Here is a 15,987-nt window from a genome sequence, read left to right as displayed (position 1 = left end):
CGGGCCCGAGGAGGCCCGTATGACCGCAGGCGACCCGGCAGGGGCGATAGGCGCGGCGGCCACGGCCCCACGGCCGGCGGGGGCCGCTCCCGGCTCCCGCCGCCCCCCGGCGCGGCTGCCCGCGGCGGCCTCCGGGCCCCGCCGGGCCGCCGCGGGCACCGCCGCGCTGCTCGCGCTGTCGGCCTGCGCGGCCCTGGCACCCCCGGCCGCGGCCGCGTCGGCGGCTCCAGCCCCCGCGGCACCCGCCCGTACGGCTCCGGCCCCCGCGGAGGAGTCCTGCACCGCCGGGACCGGCCCCTACCAGCGCGAGCTGGAGGCCCACCTGGGCCGACCCGCCGACGGGGTGCAGTCCCCGGCCGACTGCGCGGCCTTCCGTACCTTCCAGCAGGCCAACGGCGTCCGGCCCGCCGACGGTTACCCGGGACTGGCCACCTACCGCGTGATGACCGCCGTCGCGGCCCGGACGGACCCCAACGCCGCCGGTGACTGCCCGGTCCGCGCGCACCGGGTGACGTGCGTCGACATGGAGCGCCAGCTGCTGTGGGTGCAGAGGGGCGACCGGGTGGTCTTCGCCCCCGTGCCCATCCGCACCGGCCGCGACGACCAGGAGACCCGGCCCGGCTGGCACGAGGTGTACTGGCGCAGCATCGACCACAAGTCCACGCTCTACGACGACGCCCCCATGCCCTGCGCCCAGTTCTTCGACGGGGGCCAGGCGCTGCACGGCCGTCCCGGCGACCTGTACGCCCACGGCGGTTCGGCCGGCTGCGTCAACCTCTCCGTGTCCGACGCCGAGCGCCTGTGGGACCTGCTCGGCGAGGGCGACGCGGTCTACGTCTGGGGCACCAAGCCCGGCACCGACGACTGACCGCCGCGGCCCGCCCGTTGCCGTCCCGTACCAAGCCGGGTCCTTCCGGCACTTGGGACGGAACGGTGACAAGACCGTGGCTTTTCGTGATTACCCCATGTGATTACCTGTCGACAAGCGCGCGACTGCCCGTGCGCGGGGGACATGGGGAGAACACGAGTGAACCTGCAGCCGATACGCGGCCGCGTCCGCACCGGCCTGCCGGCCCTTCTGCTGGGGGCGGCCCTGCTGTTCACCACCGCGTGCAGCGGCGGCGCCGGCGGCGCCGGCGGGAGCGGTGACGACAACAGCGGTGGCGGAGCGAAGACGGGTACCGAGGCGTCCAAGGCCGTGGTGACCGTCAAGCCGGACGACGGGGCCAAGGAAGTCGCCACCAGCGGCGTCCTGAAGATAACCAGCGCGGGCGGCAAGCTCGCCACGGTGACGGTCGCCGACACCAAGGGCAACGCGGTGGACGGCACGATCGGCGCGGACGGCGCGAGCTGGGAGCCGAGCCGCCACCTTGCCTCCGCGACCGAGTACAAGGTGCACGCGGTGGCCAAGGACGAGGCGGGCCGCGAGTCCGCCAAGGACACCACCTTCACCACCCTGACCCCGGCGAACACCTTCATCGGCCAGTACACGCCCGAGGACGGCTCGACCGTCGGCGTGGGCATGCCGGTGTCGATCAGCTTCTCCCGCGGGATCACCAACCCCGAGGCCGTCGAGAAGGCCGTCACCGTGACGGCCGAGCCGTCCGTGCCGATCGAGGGCCACTGGTTCGGCAACGACCGCCTCGACTTCCGCCCCGAGAAGTACTGGGCCGCGGGCACGACCGTCACGGTGAAGCTCGCCCTCGACGGAGTCGAAGGCCGCCCGGGCGTCTACGGCAAGCAGACCCGTACGGTCACCTTCAAGGTCGGCCGCTCGCAGGTCTCCACGGTCGACGCGAGCGCGTACACCATGGAGGTCGTCCGCGACGGGCAGGTCCTCAAGAACGTCCCGATCACCGCGGGCGCGCCGTCGACCACCACGTACAACGGCCAGATGGTCATCAGCGAGAAGTACAAGGTGACCCGGATGAACGGCGCCACCGTCGGCTTCGGCGGCGAGTACGACATCTCCGACGTCCCGCACGCGATGCGGCTGTCGAACTCGGGCACCTTCGTCCACGGCAACTACTGGGCCTCGTCCGGCACCTTCGGCTCGGAGAACGTCAGCCACGGCTGCATCGGACTGAAGGACGTCCGCGGCGCCGGAGACGGCAACCAGCCCGCCGCCTGGTTCTTCAACGAGTCGCTGATCGGCGACGTGGTCGTCGTGAAGAACTCCAAGGACAAGCAGATCGCCCCGGACAACGGCCTCAACGGCTGGAACATGGACTGGGCGGAGTGGATCAAGTAGGAGCCCGCGCGGCGCGCGCCGCGCGTTCCAGGTAGTCCCGGGCGGCCCGGTGCTGTGACCCACAGCACCGGGCCGCTTCCCGTTAACCGCCGCTAACCTGGCCCGTATGACCCTCTCTCTCGAAGTCTCCGAAGGCGTCGGCACCATCCGCATGGACCGCCCGCCCATGAACGCCCTGGACATCGCCACCCAGGACCGGCTGCGCGAGCTCGCGCTGGAGGCCACCGACCGCGCCGACGTCCGCGCGGTCATCCTCTACGGCGGCGAGAAGGTGTTCGCGGCGGGCGCGGACATCAAGGAGATGCAGACGATGGACCACGCGGCGATGGTCGCCCGGTCCCGTGGGCTCCAGGAAGCCTTCACCGCGGTGGCCCGCATTCCCAAGCCGGTCGTCGCGGCCGTCACCGGCTACGCGCTGGGCGGCGGTTGCGAGCTGGCGCTCTGCGCCGACTACCGGATCGCCGCCGACAACGCCAAGCTCGGCCAGCCCGAGATCCTGCTCGGCCTGATCCCCGGCGCCGGCGGCACCCAGCGGCTGTCCCGGCTGGTAGGCCCGTCCAGGGCCAAGGACCTGATCTTCACCGGCCGGATGGTCAAGGCCGACGAGGCGCTCTCCCTGGGCCTGGTCGACCGGGTCGTCCCCGCCGCCGAGGTCTACGAGCAGGCGCACGCCTGGGCGGCCAGGCTGGCGCGTGGTCCGGCCCTCGCGCTGCGCGCCGCCAAGGAGTGCGTGGACGCGGGCCTGGAGGCCGACATCGACACCGGCCTGACCATCGAACGCACCTGGTTCGCGGGCCTGTTCGCCACCGAGGACCGCGAGCGCGGTATGCGCAGCTTCGTCGAAGAGGGCCCGGGCAAGGCGAAGTTCGTCTGAGCGAACCCGTCCGGTCCTCCTTGTGGGTGGATTAGCCAGGCCTTAAGGCAGCCTTAAGGGGAATGGGTGATCAACTCCCTGTGATCACTCCTGTGTGATGCGTCATCACAGGTCAGAATGGGTGTCAAAAGACTCCGCTTGCCAAATGCATATGACAGGGCGCCCCTTCGGAATCCACTATTCCGGGGGGTGTATTCCTGTGGAACGGCCCGGAGGGGGAGGCCGGCCGTCCATCATGGGGGCATGGCGGGCCTGGAGGGTGTGGAACAGCCGCGGCAGCGCGGCAGCGCTTCGGCCGTGCGGCTCACGGCGGCGCTCGAGGACGAACAGGGCCTCAGGGCACTGGAGTCGCACGGGAATCCGGCCGAGGCGGAAGTGACGCTGCCGTCCATGCCGCAGTCCGCGGGCGCGGCCCGCCGGCTGACCCGGTGCGTGGTGATCCGCATGTGGGGGCTCTCGCCGCAGATCGCCGAGCACGCCGTCCTGCTGGTCTCGGAGCTCGTCGGCAACGCGGTCCGGCACACCGGGGCGCGCTCCTTCGGCTTACGCATGGTGCGGCGGCGCGGCTGGATCCGGGTGGAGGTGCGCGACCCCTCGCGCGGACTGCCCTGCCTGATGCCGGTGCACGAGCTGGACGCCACCGGCCGCGGGCTGTTCCTCGTCGACAAGCTCTCCGACCGCTGGGGCGCGGACCTGCTGCCCCGCGGGAAGATCACCTGGTTCGAGATGCGGGTGGCCGACCGCTAGAACGCCCGAAGCCCCCGGCTCGCCATGGTGGGCGTGGGGGCTTCATGGGTGCGCCGAGGATCGAAGGGGGTGTGATCCTCGGCGTCGAGACTTCACTCGGGTCAACGGGAAGCCGTGATTCCGACTATGGCAGACGAGGGCCCAAACGCCAAAAGTCTCTACTCGGACATAAGTGTGCAAATAGTAAGACTTTCTAGCTAAATCTTAGGTGAGCTGGGCCACTCACCTCGTAATTAGTGAATAAGTATCGACCGCTCTGGGTGAATCGTTGATCGAATAGCGGACAGGACTCCCCTCGGACCCGGTCGGGTGAACGTCCCTAATTGGGTCAATCATTACCTTCCGGGTCATCCACCCCTTAAATGGGCAAGTGCTCTCATATCCAGGCCGCCGCGCGGCCCTGCACGCGGCCGGTCTCGGGGCGGTCGGAGCCGCGGTGGCCGGACTCGCCACCGCGTGCGGATCGGACCGCCCCAGCGCCGCGCCCGCCGCCCAGCCCCCGCCCCCGGGGCCCGCCCAACCCGCCAGGCCGGCCGCGGCCGGCGCCCCGCGCCGGTTCGCGGGCCGGCCCGTCGAGATCGGCCACGGCCCCCGCGACCGCCCCCGGGTCGCCCTCACCTTCCACGGGAACGGGGACCCGGCCACCGGCCGGGCGGTGCTGGCCGAGGCGGAACGCGTCGGCGCGCGGGTCACCGTACTGGCGATCGGCGGCTGGCTCGACGCCCACCCGGACATGGCCCGCCGGATCCTCGACGGAGGCCACGAACTCGGCAACCACACCCAGCGCCACCTCGCGATCAACGACATGGCCGAGGCGGAGGCGTACGCCGAGATCACCGGCTGCGCCCAGCGCCTCAAGCGGCTCACCGGCTCGATCGGCACCTGGTTCCGCCCCTCCCAGACCCGGTACGCCACCCCGCTCGTCCAGAAGCTGGCCCAGCGGGCCGGCTACCCCCACGTCCTGTCGTACGACGTGGACTCCCTCGACTTCACCTCGCCCGGCGCCGCGGCCGTCATCCGCAACGTCACCGGGACGATCCACGCCGGATCGGTGGTGAGCCTGCACTTCGGCTACGCGGACACGGTCGCCGCGATGCCGCCCCTCCTCGAAGAACTCGCGCGCCGCAAGCTGAGCGCGGTGACCACCACGGAGCTGCTGACCCCATGACCACCATCCGCCTTCCCCGGAAGGCCACCGTGCTGCTGGCCGGTCTGGTCCTCGCCGCCCTCGCCGGCTGCGGGTCCGCCGAGAAGGGGCCCGCCGAGGCCCTCGGCTCCAAGGCCCCGGCCAAACCCGCCAGAGCCGTCCCGGCCGCCCCACCGGGCCTGCCCGGCATGCCCCCGGTCCTCGACCCGAACGACGTCTACGCGGCGGACCGGCCGGGCATGCTCTCCCCGGTGGTCAAGGACTTCCCGTCCCGCGTCTACGTGCCGAACACCAACTCCAACACGGTGTCCGTCATCGACCCGGCGACGTACCAGGTCATCGACACCATCCCGGTCGGTGTCCAGCCGCAGCACGTGGTCCCGTCCTGGGACATGAAGACCCTCTGGGTCAACAACAACCGGGGCCACACGCTCACCCCGATCAACCCCGCCACGGGCGAGGCCGGAAAGCCGGTCGAGGTGCACGACCCGTACAACCTCTACTTCACGCCGAACGGCAAGTACGCGATCGTCATGGCCTCGCTCGACAAAGAGCTGGTCTTCCGTGATCCGCACACGATGGACCGCGTAAAAACCGTCCCAGTGACCTGTTTCGGCGTCAATCACGCGGACTTTTCCGCGGACGGCCGCTACTTCATCGTGAGTTGTGAGTTCTCCGGCGAACTCCTCAAGGTCGACACGGAGAAGATGGAGGTCATCGCCCAGCAGAAACTTCCGTTCGAGGGTGCGATGCCGCAGGACGTCAAGGTCTCGCCGGACGGGAAGACCTTCTACGTCGCGGACATGATGGCGCACGGCGTCTGGGTGCTCAGCGGGGACAAGTTCGAGACGCCGAAGCTGCTGCCGACCGGAAAGGGCTGCCACGGCCTGTACATCAGCCGTGACTCCAAGGAGATGTACATCCCCAACCGCGGCGAGGGGACCATCTCGGTGTTCGACTTCCCGCAGAACAAGCTGACCAAGAAGTGGGAGCTCCCCGACGGCGGCAGCCCCGACATGGGAGGCGTCTCCGCGGACGGCAAGGTGCTGTGGCTGTCGGGCCGCTACAACTCCGAGGTGTACGCGATCGACACCGTGACCGGCAAGCAGCTCGCCCGCATCCCGGTGGGCGGCGGCCCGCACGGGCTCGCCGTGTACCCGCAGCCCGGCCGGTACTCGCTCGGCCACACCGGCGTCTTCCGCTGAGCCGACCGGACCGGCCGCGACGTGCGGACGCGGCGGTGCCCCGGAAGCTCGCACAGCTCCCGGGACACCGCCTTCCGCCCGTCCGCCGACGGGCGGCGCTCCGCTACCAGGCGACCGGCAGCCGCTCGGGCAGCCGCTTGATGAAGCCCGTACGCCAGACGAGGTTCTCCGCCGGCACCGCGAGGCGCAGCTCGGGCAGCCGCTCGACCAGCACCTCCAGCGCGATCTCGGCGTGTGCCCGGCCCAGCGCGGAGGCCGGGCAGAAGTGCCGGCCCGCGCCGAAGGCGAGGTTGGGGTTCGCGCTCTCGCGCTCCAGGTCCAGCACGTCCGGGTTCTCGAAGGCCTCCGGATCGAAGTTGGCGCCCTCCAGCAGGACGAGCACCAGCTCGCCCTCCTTCACCAGGACGTCGCCGACCTGTACGTCCGCCATGGCCAGGCGCGGCAGGCCGTCACCGACCGACAGGTTCCAGCGCAGCAGTTCGTCCACGGCCCCGCCCAGCCGCTCGGGGTGCGCGCGCAGGTACCCGATCAGCTCGGGCCGCTGGATCAGCGCGAGGACCGCGAGCACCAGGAAGGCGGAGGTGGAGACCGCGCCCGCCCCGAAGAGCGAGACGGCGACGGTCGCGAACATGTCGTCGGTCAGGTGCGCCGACTCCGGGTCCGCCTCCTTCAGATCGGCGAACCTGCCGAGGAGCCCCGTACGCTCCTCGGACGGCAGCGCGAGCTGTACCTTCAGCTGCTCGACGAAGTAGCCGACGTCCTTGTACCAGTTGAGCGCCGAGTCGGCGAACGGTTCGCGAGCGGTCATGAACGCGACGTCCAGCCCCGACATCAGCCGGCGCCAGTCCTCGAAGGGGACCCCGAGCACCTTGGCGTGGAGCGCCGCCGAGAAGGGGTCGGCGAACCCCGCCCGGAGGTCGGCCGGGCCGCCCTCGTCGACCAGCATGTCGACGAGCTCGCCGGCCGTGGCGCGCAGCCAGTCCTGGAGCCCCTTCTGGCGCGGGTTGAGCGCCTTCATCACGGCGTTGCGCAGGCCCGCGCTGTTGATGTTGCCCATGTTGTCGACGACCTCGGGCGGGATCGTCAGCGCGTACTGGCGCGGGACGCCGGCGTTGGCCGTGTCCTTGAGGCTGAACCTCTCGTCCTCCAGCACCTGCTTGGCCAGCGCGTAGCTGCTCACCAGCCAGGCCGGGTCCCCGGTGAGGGTACGGACCCGGGCGACGGGAGCCTTCTCGCGCAGCCACGCGCACTCCTGGGGGAGCACGTCACCGCGCCGTGAGAGCGGGAAGTCGAGGAGCGGCTCGTGCTCCCGGCTCTCCCGGCCCTCAAGCTGCTCGACGCTCATCGGTGATCCTCTCGGTTGGTGCGGTGTGCCGCGGCGCCGGGCCCGCGGCAGCCTTGGCCTCGGGGCGTACGACGGCATAGGCCTGGTTGCGGGTCGCGCGCAGGCCTCCGCCGCGGGCGAAGAGGACATCGGTCAGCGGCATCTTGACGTGGTAGGCCGCCACGGAGGACGGCACGTCGAGAATGCTCGGGGTGTCCACGAAGAACGGCAGCTCGGCCGCCATGTAATCGAAACAGACCTGCAACTGTGCGTCTGTGATTGATTCACCTTCCGGCAACTTGGAGCCGACGAAGTGAAGGGCCATCTTCTCGCAGCCCTTTCGGAATTCGTCGTCGGTCTCCAGGAAATGCAGGACGCGTCGGTGCAGGAGTTGGTACACGGGGTTCGACTGGAACTCGGAAAGTGCCCTCACGCGGATTTCGGCTTGCGGAGGCCCTGATTCTTCCACGCCTTTGAGAATCCGCCGCCGGACCGCCTTGATTTCCTTCGCGGCGCGCTTCTCCGCATGTTCCTCCGTATAGCCGAAGGCAGCGAACATGCGGTCGACATGCAGGTCTGCGTAGACGAAGTCGACCTGTGCGAAGCGGGTCGTGGCCCACTGGGCGAGACTTGTGATGCGCTCGGAGCTGAAGTAGCTGTTTCCCGGACTCACTCCGATGAGCACATGGTCGCCGTCTTCCCAGATATGGCGGCAGGTGCGGGTGAAGGGCAGAACTTCGAATGATGCGTCAGCTGTGATCGTCACCTGTGTGATCGCCCTTGTTGCCGCTTGTCCCTGGGAGCCCTGCGCTCCCGGTGTGGCGGCAATGTCAGTACGTTATGCCGTAATCCCGGAGCGTGACAAGTGCGGGCCGGATTTCTTGGCCAGAATTCTCACTTCCGTATGACGGAAGAGTAATTTGGATATCTGTCTGCCGCTCGAACGGGACCCCCGGCGAAGACGCCTCCCGGGGGCGGCTACCCTGAGCCGGTCAACAAGCACGAAGAAGGGGTGGACCCAGTGGCCGACATCGAGAGCGCACGGGCGACGTTCGACAAGTTCGACGTGAACGGTGACGGATTCGTCACGGCCGACGAGTACAGCGCCGCCATGAAGGCGATGGGCGACGCGTACGTCACCGGCGCGGTCGCCGACGCCGTGCTCGCCTCCAAGGACGCGAACCGCGACGGCCTGATGAGCTTCGACGAGTTCTGGGCCTCCCTGAACAAGTAGCCCGCCGCGCGCCCCCGCCCCGCCTGCCGGGGCCGGGGCGTCGTCAGTTCCCGGGACCGGGGGAGCCCTCCATGTCCCCGACCTCGGCCAGGGCCTCCTCCAGCCAGGTCAGCCAGAACGTCTCCAGGGCGATCCCGCCGTGCAGGACGAGCCGGCGCAGCCGGTCCTCGACCGCGTCCCGCCCCGGCGGGAAGTCCTTCTCCTCGATGGCCCCGTACTGCTCCAACTGCCGCCGGTGCAGCTCCAGGTGGCGCCGCAGCTCGGGGCCGAGCCCCTGCGGCCCGACGACCCCCGCCGCCCGGATCCGCAACAGCAGGGGGTCGCGCATCGGCTTCGGGTCCTGGCTCTCGCGGACCCACCGCGCCAGCTCCGCGCCGCCGGCGGGCAGCACCTCGTACTCCTTCTTCTGCCCCCGTACGGGCACCTCGCTGGGCAGCTCCCGGATCAGCCCGGACTCCTCCAGCCGGCCCAGCTCGCGGTAGATCTGCTGGTGCGTCGCCGACCAGAAGTACCCGATCGACCTGTCGAACCGCCGGGTCAGCTCCAGCCCGGACGAGGGCTTCTCGAGCAGGGCGGTGAGGATGGCGTGCGGCAGGGACATGGCGCCATCCTAGGTTTGCTCCGCTGCCGTCACGCCCCCCGAGCGGACCCCGCCCGCCCGGTCCCCGCCGGCCAGCCGGCCAGCTCCTCCGGGACCCGCGGGCCGGGGGAGTCCGAACCGAGCAGGCCCCGCGCGCGCAGGAACGCCGTCACCGCCGGGGACCAGGCCTGGCGCAGTCCCGCCGACGCCAGCAGCTCCGGATCCGAGAGGAGCACCGGAGCCGGGCCCGTGCGGATGCCCGCCGGGGTCAGGACCGCCGCGTCGTCGGCCCAGCGGACCGCCAGCTCCACGTCGTGGGTGGCCATGACGACCGTGGTGCCCGCGGCCCGCAGCCCCGACAGGACGTCCAGCAGCCGCTGTTGCCCGTCCGGGTCCAGCCCGGCCGTCGGCTCGTCCAGGATCAGGACGCGCGGGGCCATCGCCACCGCCCCCGCTATCGCCGCCCGCTTGCGCTGCCCGTACGAGAGCAGGTGCGTCGGGCGGTCCCGCAGTGCCGTGATGTCCAGGGCCGAGAGGGCTGCGTCGACCCGGGCGCGGACCTCGGGCTCCGGCAGGCCGAGGTTCATCGGACCGAACGACACGTCCTGCTCGACGGAGGCCGCGAACAGCTGGTCGTCCGGGTCCTGCACCACCAGCTGGACCGAGGTCCGCAGCCGGGTCAGCCCGGCGCGGCCGTACGCCACCTCCACACCGTCCAGCAGCAGCGCGCCCGAGCCCGGCCGCAGGCCACCGCTCAGCAGGCGCATCAGCGTCGTCTTGCCGGAGCCGTTGCGCCCCAGCAGCACCAGGGCGCGGCCCTCGGGGATCGCGAAGTCCACGCCGGACAGCACCTCGGGGCCGTCCTCGTACGCGTAGCCCGCGCCGGCCAGTTCCACCAGCGGCTTCACAGGTACAGCTCCTTCAGTACGAGGGTCACGGCGACCAGGGAGGCGAGCAGGGCGGCCGTCCCGGCCAGGAACCGCCGGGACAGCGCCGTCTCGGGCACCAGCACCCGCAGCGTGCCGTCGTAGCCCCGCCCGGCCAGGCCCGACTGGAGCCGCGCGGCGCGGTCGAAGGCGCGTACGAACGAGGTCGCGGCGAGCCCGGCGACCGAACGCCACGCCGCCGCCCGCCCGGTGTTCCCGAGGCGGGCCGCCTGGGCCTGGCGTACGCGGGCCAGGGAGTCGAGGAGCAGGAAGCCGATCCGGTACATGACCAGGGCCACGTCCACGACCGGGGCCGGCACCCCGGCCCGGACCAGCCGCGGCAGCACGTCCGAGACGGGGGTGGTGAAGGCGAACAGCAGCACCCCGAGCGAGGCCGCGGAGGTCCGCAGCAGCAGCTCGGCCGCGTGCCGGGGGCCGTCGGGGGCCATAGCGACGAACCCCGCCGGGCCGCCGACGGAGAACAGCAGCGGCAGCGCCCCGGTGAAGCAGAAGCCCAGCGGGATCCGGAAGGCCCGCCACAGCTGCCGGCCCGCCACCCCGGCGGGGCCCAGCAGCAGGGCGAGGGTCGCCGCGGCGACGATCGGCCCGCCGGGCCACGGCGGCAGGCACACCGCCGTGACCGTCAGGCCGACTCCCAGTACCGCCTTCTCCAGCGGATGGCGGCGGCGCCAGCGACTGCTGTGCGCCGCCGCGTCGATCGGCAGCACCGCCTACGACTGCGCGGAGGCGTCGGGCGCTACGGCACCGGGAGCGCCCGCTGCCGCGGCGCCCTGGCGGCGCCCCTTGCGGATGCCGAAGTAGTACGCGAGCACGCCCGCGCCGAGTGCCGCCTGGAGGGCGAACAGCGCCGACTCGATGTCCCCGGAGGGGGGTTCGTACAGCGGGGAGAACCACGGCTCGTAGTCCGGCTTCAGCTCGGCGATGGCCGTCTCCGCCTGCGCGTCGGCGCCGGTGAACGGCTCCTCCTTGCCCTCGCCCAGTCCCAGTGCCAGCGGGAGCACGGCCAGCGCCGCGACCAGGAGCAGCAGCAGGGTGTTGATCTTCGCGTTCCGGCTCATCGGACGGTCGCCTCCTGGTTGGCCTTGCCGGACGTGAGCTTCGCGACGCCGAGCCGGATCAGGTCCGACTTGCTGGACTGCATCAGCAGCCGTACGACGAGCACGGTCAGCAGGCCCTCGCTGACCGCGAGCGGGATCTGGGTCAGTGCGAAGATCTCACCGAACTTCACGAGCGAGCCGGTGAAGCCGGTGGCCTGGTCGGGGAAGGCCAGCGCCAGCTGGACGGAGGTCACGCAGTAGGTGACCAGGTCGGCGAAGAAGGCGCCGAAGAACACGGCCACCATCAGCGGGGCGCGGGTCCCGCGCAGCAGGCGGTAGACGGCGTACCCGGCCCACGGCCCGGCGACGGCCATCGAGAAGACGTTCGCGCCGAGGGTGGTGAGTCCGCCGTGCGCCAGCAGCAGGGCCTGGAACAGCAGGGTGATCGTCCCCAGCACCGCCATGACCGGCGGCCGGAAGAGGATCGCTCCGAGCCCCGTTCCGGTGGGGTGGGAGCAGCTGCCCGTCACCGAGGGGATCTTCAGGGCGGACAGGACGAACGTGAACGCTCCGGCCGCACCGAGCAGCAGCGTGCTCTCCGGGTTGGCCTTGACCTCGCGGGTCAGGGCGCGGACCCCGTGTAGGACGAAGGGAGCGGACGCGGCGCCCCAGGCGACCGCGTGCAAGGGGGGCAGAAACCCCTCGGCTATATGCATGAGTAGAGACCTCTCCAGCACCTCGTGGATGGACGACGCGCCTCGGCCGGTCTCCTGGCTCACGGGTGCTGATGCCCGGGCTCCGCCTTCCCGGGGCCGAGCGGTCACCCGCGCGACGCCCAGTGGCTTCCCGTAGGAGTGGAGCCGGACTTCCCGATCACAGTGGCGAGGGCCGCACCGGTTTTTCACCGGTTTCCCGAACACCAAGGCCCGATGACCCTAGTCGGCCGCGCGGACCGGCCACAACCCGCCCCTCGCGGGTGCCGTCCGGTGGCGCTCCGGCCGGTGCCCGGACAGGGTGGGAACGTGGCTGCCGACGATGAAACCGCGACCCCGCCCGACTATTCGGGCCTGTCCGCCGTCTACGTGAACTGCACGCTCAAGCGATCACCCGAGACCAGCAACACCGACGGCCTGATCGCCAGGAGCCGCGCCGTCATGGAGGCGGCCGGCGCCCGCACCTCGGTCATCCGCGCCGTCGACCACGACATCGCGACCGGGGTCTGGCCGGACATGACCGAGCACGGCTGGGAGAGCGACCAGTGGCCGGTCCTCTACAGCCAGATCATGGACGCCGACATCCTCGTGCTGTGCGGGCCGATCTGGCTCGGTGACAACAGCTCCGTGATGAAGCGGGTCATCGAGCGGCTCTACGCCTGCTCCTCCCTGCTGAACGAGCAGGGGCAGTACGCGTACTACGGGCGCGTCGGCGGCGCGCTGATCACCGGCAACGAGGACGGCGTCAAGCACTGCGCCATGAACGTCCTCTACAGCCTCCAGCACCTGGGCTACGCGATCCCGCCGCAGGCCGACGCGGGCTGGATCGGCGAGGCCGGGCCCGGGCCCTCCTACCTGGACCCGGGCTCCGGCGGCCCCGAGAACGACTTCACCAACCGGAACACCACCTTCATGTCCTGGAACCTGATGCACCTGGCCGCCCTGCTCAAGCGGGCGGGCGGCATGCCGGCCCACGGGAACCAGCGCTCGCTGTGGGACGCGGGCTGCCGGTTCGACTTCCCCAACCCCGAGCACCGCTGAGGAACGCGGCGGGGGCCCGGGACGGCGCGGCGCCGTCCCGGACCCCCGGCCCGGTCAGCACACGTTGGGGTGCGCGATGTCCAGGACCAGCCGCTCGGGCGAGTGCAGGACGCTGGTGGAGTAGGCGGGCTTGGTGTCGAAGGCGGCGCCGAAGGTCACGTACCCCTCGTAGTCGCCGGTCATGGCGATGCCCTTGAGCTTGCTGAGGTAGATCTTCTGCAGGCGCGGGCCCTGGTAGACGTTCTGCCCCGCGTCGTCGTGACCGGCGGCGGGGTTCAGGCGGACTTCCAGGAAGTACTTGCCGGCCAGCGGTACGGGCTTGCCGGACCCGTCGTAGTAGAGCTTCGGCACGGGCGTGACGGTGACCCCGGGGACGTACCCCTGGAGGTCGATGACGAGCCGGTCGAACGTGCAGTGACCGCCCCAGCGGGCATTGACGACGAGCGGCGTCTGGGTGCGGGCGGCGGCCTGGGCGGCCGAGGCCGGTGCGGCGAGGGCGAGGCCGGCGGTGAGCAGGGCGCCGGTGGCCAGGGCCACGAGCTGCCGGCGGCGGCGCCGCAGGGACGGCAGGGGCAGACGGTGAGATGGACGTGGACGCGGGCGGTTCGTGACGTCGTTCATGACGTCCCCCGATTCTCCGGAGACGGGGACTGCGCTGTCACCGCTAAGGACACGCACCGGACGGCGGCGGTTCCCGGGGCCGGGTGTCAGCCGGGCAGCAGCGCGTCCAGCTCCGCGTCCAGGTCGTAGTGCCGGTGCTCCAGGCCGCGCGGGACCAGCTGGGTCAGGCGGCGGCACAGCCCGCGCACGTCCTTGGCACGGGCGGAGAACACGCAGCTCTTCGCGCCGTTGCTGAAGGCCAGGAAGACCCGCGGCTCGCTGCCCTTCCAGCGCGGCCAGACCTGTATGTCGCCCTCGCCGGTGGCGCAGGACTCCCCGTCGAGCAGCAGGTCGCGGGCGAACACCCAGCGCGCCAGGTGGGCGCCCCCGCCCTGGAGGTCCACGGCCACCTCGTACGGCCGGTCGGAGCGGTACGTGAAGGCCCCGTGCACCGGGAGGGAGACAGGCGAGGCCTCCAGCCGGAGCGGAAGGACGCGCTGTTCGGTGGTGGTGGCCATGGGGCGCCCCTCTCGGTCGGCGTGGGGGGTTCGCAACCCCTCCGGGCAAACTAGCCCACCGCCCCGCCCGCCGCCCCGTGCCGAAGGTCCCGTACGGCAGGGCCGCTGGACCCGACTTCCCCGTACGGGGCCCGGGCGCGCGGGGAGCCCGTACGGGAAACACGGCCGGGCCCGTCCTCCGGGGGGAGGACGGGCCCGGGGCGCGGGCGGCTACGGCGCCGTTGCCGGCCTGGGCGACGCCCGGGAAGAGGGCGTGATCAAGTCCTGCCGGAGATCGTTTCTCTCCGGAAAACGGGCCGTCCGCGCCCGTTTCTGCGACAAGGGACCCCGCCCCCGGTCGCGCCGGGCCGGACGGTGCTCAGCACTCGATGACGTTGACCGCCAGGCCGCCGCGGGCCGTTTCCTTGTACTTGACCTTCATGTCCGCGCCCGTCTCCTTCATGGTCTTGATGACCTTGTCGAGGGAGACCTTGTGCGTGCCGTCGCCGCGCAGCGCCATCCTGGCCGCCGTGACCGCCTTGACCGCCGCCATGCCGTTGCGCTCGATGCACGGGATCTGCACCAGGCCGCCGACCGGGTCGCAGGTCAGGCCCAGGTTGTGCTCCATGCCGATCTCGGCCGCGTTCTCCACCTGCTCCGGAGTGCCGCCCATGACCTCCGCCAGGGCGCCCGCCGCCATCGAGCAGGCCGAGCCGACCTCGCCCTGGCAGCCGACCTCGGCGCCGGAGATCGAGGCGTTCTCCTTGAACAGCATGCCGATCGCGCCCGCCGCGAGGAGGAAGCGGACCACGCCGTCCTCGTCCGCGCCCGGCACGAAGTTCATGTAGTAGTGCAGGACCGCCGGCAGGACCCCGGCCGCGCCGTTGGTCGGGGCCGTCACGACCCGGCCGCCCGCCGCGTTCTCCTCGTTGACCGCCATCGCGTAGATCGTCGCCCACTCGCTGCGGTGCAGCATCGGGTCGCCCTCGGTGCGCAGCTGGCGCGCGGTGGAGGCGGCCCGGCGCTTGACCCGCAGGCCGCCCGGGAGGATGCCCTCGCGGGACATGCCGCGCGCGACGCAGGACTGCATGACGCGCCAGATCTCCAGCAGGCCCTCGCGGATCTCGTCCTCGGTGCGCCAGGTTTTCTCGTTCTCCAGCATCAGGGACGAGATCGACAGGCCGGTCTCGTTCGCCAGGCGGAGCATCTCGTCGCCGGAGCGGAAGGGGTACTTCAGGACCGTGTCGTCGAGCTTGATCCGGTCCTCGCCGACCGCGTCCTCGTCCACGACGAAGCCGCCGCCGACCGAGTAGTACGTCTTCTCCAGCAGCGGGGTGCCGGCGGTGTCGTACGCGAAGAGGGTCATGCCGTTCGCGTGGTACGGCAGCGAGCGCCGGCGGTGCAGGATCAGCTGGTTCGGCTCGTCGAAGGCGATCTCGTGGGCATCTCCTATTTCCGCGCCGAGCAGCCGCAGCCGCCCCGACTGCCGGATCCGCTCGACCTCCGCGTCGGCCGTCTCCACGTTCACCGTGCGGGGGGAGTGCCCCTCCAGGCCCAGGAGCACCGCTTTGGGGGTGCCGTGGCCGTGGCCGGTCGCGCCGAGCGAGCCGAACAGCTCGGCGCGCACGGACGCGGTCTGGGCGAGGACGCCGTCCTTCTTGAGCCGGGTCACGAACATGCGGGCCGCCCGCATGGGGCCGACCGTGTGGGAGGAGGACGGGCCGATGCCGATGGAGAAGAGGTCGAATACGGAGATGGCCACTGGCGGACTCCCTTGTCTGCTCGTGGGG

At 71.3% G+C, this 15,987-nt stretch carries 18 protein-coding genes and 1 riboswitch; of the genes, 8 read left to right on the top strand and 10 right to left on the bottom strand.

From position 1 onward, the window contains the following. Nucleotides 1–19: 19 nt before the first annotated feature. The 6 genes from OTB16_RS01390 (at nt 20) to OTB16_RS01365 (ending at nt 6,224) form a co-directional block, all read left to right on the top strand. Nucleotides 20–868, top strand: a complete 849-nt coding sequence (locus tag OTB16_RS01390) for a L,D-transpeptidase family protein (protein ID WP_267717741.1) — start codon at nt 20–22, stop codon at nt 866–868. Between the two features lie 159 nt (nt 869–1,027). Continuing rightward, nucleotides 1,028–2,251, top strand: coding sequence for a L,D-transpeptidase (locus OTB16_RS01385; RefSeq protein WP_420717588.1), 1,224 nt, complete (start codon nt 1,028–1,030; stop codon nt 2,249–2,251). 106 nt (nt 2,252–2,357) lie between these two features. After that, on the top strand, nt 2,358–3,125 hold the full coding sequence (locus OTB16_RS01380) for an enoyl-CoA hydratase/isomerase family protein (protein ID WP_267717740.1): 768 nt from the start codon (nt 2,358–2,360) through the stop codon (nt 3,123–3,125). 243 nt (nt 3,126–3,368) lie between these two features. Further along, nucleotides 3,369–3,872, top strand: coding sequence for an ATP-binding protein (locus tag OTB16_RS01375; protein WP_267717739.1), 504 nt, complete (start codon nt 3,369–3,371; stop codon nt 3,870–3,872). 370 nt (nt 3,873–4,242) lie between these two features. Further along, nucleotides 4,243–5,040, top strand: a complete 798-nt coding sequence (locus OTB16_RS01370; protein ID WP_267717738.1) for a polysaccharide deacetylase family protein — start codon at nt 4,243–4,245, stop codon at nt 5,038–5,040. After that, nucleotides 5,037–6,224: a YncE family protein gene (locus OTB16_RS01365; RefSeq protein ID WP_267717737.1), complete on the top strand. Its 1,188-nt coding sequence runs from the start codon at nt 5,037–5,039 to the stop codon at nt 6,222–6,224. Before OTB16_RS01370 ends, OTB16_RS01365 begins: the two co-directional genes overlap by 4 nt. A 103-nt stretch (nt 6,225–6,327) precedes the next feature. Here OTB16_RS01365 and OTB16_RS01360 read toward each other — a convergent pair whose 3' ends face one another. Next, nucleotides 6,328–7,569: a cytochrome P450 gene (locus OTB16_RS01360; RefSeq protein ID WP_267717736.1), complete on the bottom strand. Its 1,242-nt coding sequence runs from the start codon at nt 7,567–7,569 to the stop codon at nt 6,328–6,330. Then, nucleotides 7,550–8,314 carry a tRNA-dependent cyclodipeptide synthase gene (locus tag OTB16_RS01355; protein WP_267717735.1) on the bottom strand — a complete coding sequence of 255 codons (765 nt, stop codon included), beginning with the start codon at nt 8,312–8,314 and terminating at the stop codon, nt 7,550–7,552. Before OTB16_RS01355 ends, OTB16_RS01360 begins: the two co-directional genes overlap by 20 nt. A gap of 255 nt (nt 8,315–8,569) precedes the next feature. Here OTB16_RS01355 and OTB16_RS01350 point away from each other — a divergent pair, with 255 nt between their 5' ends. Continuing rightward, entirely contained in the window at nt 8,570–8,782 is a 213-nt protein-coding gene (locus OTB16_RS01350; protein WP_267717734.1) for an EF-hand domain-containing protein, read from the top strand. Nucleotides 8,783–8,825: 43 nt separating this feature from the next. Here OTB16_RS01350 and OTB16_RS01345 read toward each other — a convergent pair whose 3' ends face one another. From OTB16_RS01345 to OTB16_RS01325, 5 genes are read right to left on the bottom strand one after another with little or no spacing between them, the layout of a single operon-like run. Then, nucleotides 8,826–9,383 (bottom strand): PadR family transcriptional regulator, encoded by a 558-nt coding sequence (locus OTB16_RS01345; protein ID WP_267717733.1) that lies wholly within the window; start codon nt 9,381–9,383, stop codon nt 8,826–8,828. 29 nt (nt 9,384–9,412) lie between these two features. Further along, nucleotides 9,413–10,270 (bottom strand): ATP-binding cassette domain-containing protein, encoded by an 858-nt coding sequence (locus tag OTB16_RS01340; RefSeq protein ID WP_267717732.1) that lies wholly within the window; start codon nt 10,268–10,270, stop codon nt 9,413–9,415. After that, on the bottom strand, nt 10,267–11,016 hold the full coding sequence (cbiQ, locus tag OTB16_RS01335; protein ID WP_267717731.1) for a cobalt ECF transporter T component CbiQ: 750 nt from the start codon (nt 11,014–11,016) through the stop codon (nt 10,267–10,269). The genes OTB16_RS01340 and cbiQ overlap by 4 nt, the downstream gene beginning before the upstream one ends. Before the next feature lie 3 nt (nt 11,017–11,019). After that, nucleotides 11,020–11,367, bottom strand: coding sequence for an energy-coupling factor ABC transporter substrate-binding protein (locus tag OTB16_RS01330; protein ID WP_267717729.1), 348 nt, complete (start codon nt 11,365–11,367; stop codon nt 11,020–11,022). Further along, entirely contained in the window at nt 11,364–12,062 is a 699-nt protein-coding gene (locus OTB16_RS01325) for an energy-coupling factor ABC transporter permease (protein ID WP_267717728.1), read from the bottom strand. The genes OTB16_RS01330 and OTB16_RS01325 overlap by 4 nt, the downstream gene beginning before the upstream one ends. 27 nt (nt 12,063–12,089) lie before the next feature. Beyond that, a riboswitch (cobalamin riboswitch) is annotated at nt 12,090–12,285 on the bottom strand. An 83-nt stretch (nt 12,286–12,368) separates the two neighbouring features. On the opposite strand from OTB16_RS01325, the gene OTB16_RS01320 reads away from it, so the two are divergent. After that, nucleotides 12,369–13,100, top strand: coding sequence for a flavodoxin family protein (locus OTB16_RS01320; protein WP_267717727.1), 732 nt, complete (start codon nt 12,369–12,371; stop codon nt 13,098–13,100). A gap of 54 nt (nt 13,101–13,154) precedes the next feature. On the opposite strand, the gene OTB16_RS01315 is transcribed toward OTB16_RS01320, so the two are convergent. The 3 genes from OTB16_RS01315 to OTB16_RS01305 form a co-directional block, all read right to left on the bottom strand. Beyond that, a complete protein-coding gene (locus OTB16_RS01315; RefSeq protein WP_267717726.1) occupies nt 13,155–13,721 on the bottom strand; it encodes an AMIN-like domain-containing (lipo)protein in 567 nt (188 codons plus the stop codon). Between the two features lie 86 nt (nt 13,722–13,807). Beyond that, the gene (locus tag OTB16_RS01310) at nt 13,808–14,218 is read right to left on the bottom strand and encodes an SsgA family sporulation/cell division regulator (RefSeq protein ID WP_267717725.1); all 411 of its coding nucleotides are present in this window, start codon (nt 14,216–14,218) and stop codon (nt 13,808–13,810) included. Nucleotides 14,219–14,576: 358 nt separating this feature from the next. Continuing rightward, nucleotides 14,577–15,959: an L-serine ammonia-lyase gene (locus OTB16_RS01305; protein ID WP_267717724.1), complete on the bottom strand. Its 1,383-nt coding sequence runs from the start codon at nt 15,957–15,959 to the stop codon at nt 14,577–14,579. Nucleotides 15,960–15,987 lie beyond the last annotated feature (28 nt).

It is taken from the genome of Streptomyces antarcticus, from assembly GCF_026627255.1.
Lineage (GTDB): Bacteria > Actinomycetota > Actinomycetes > Streptomycetales > Streptomycetaceae > Streptomyces > Streptomyces antarcticus.
The sequence above is the reverse complement of the archived record's forward strand: the minus strand, read 5'-3'. Positions and strand labels throughout refer to the sequence as shown.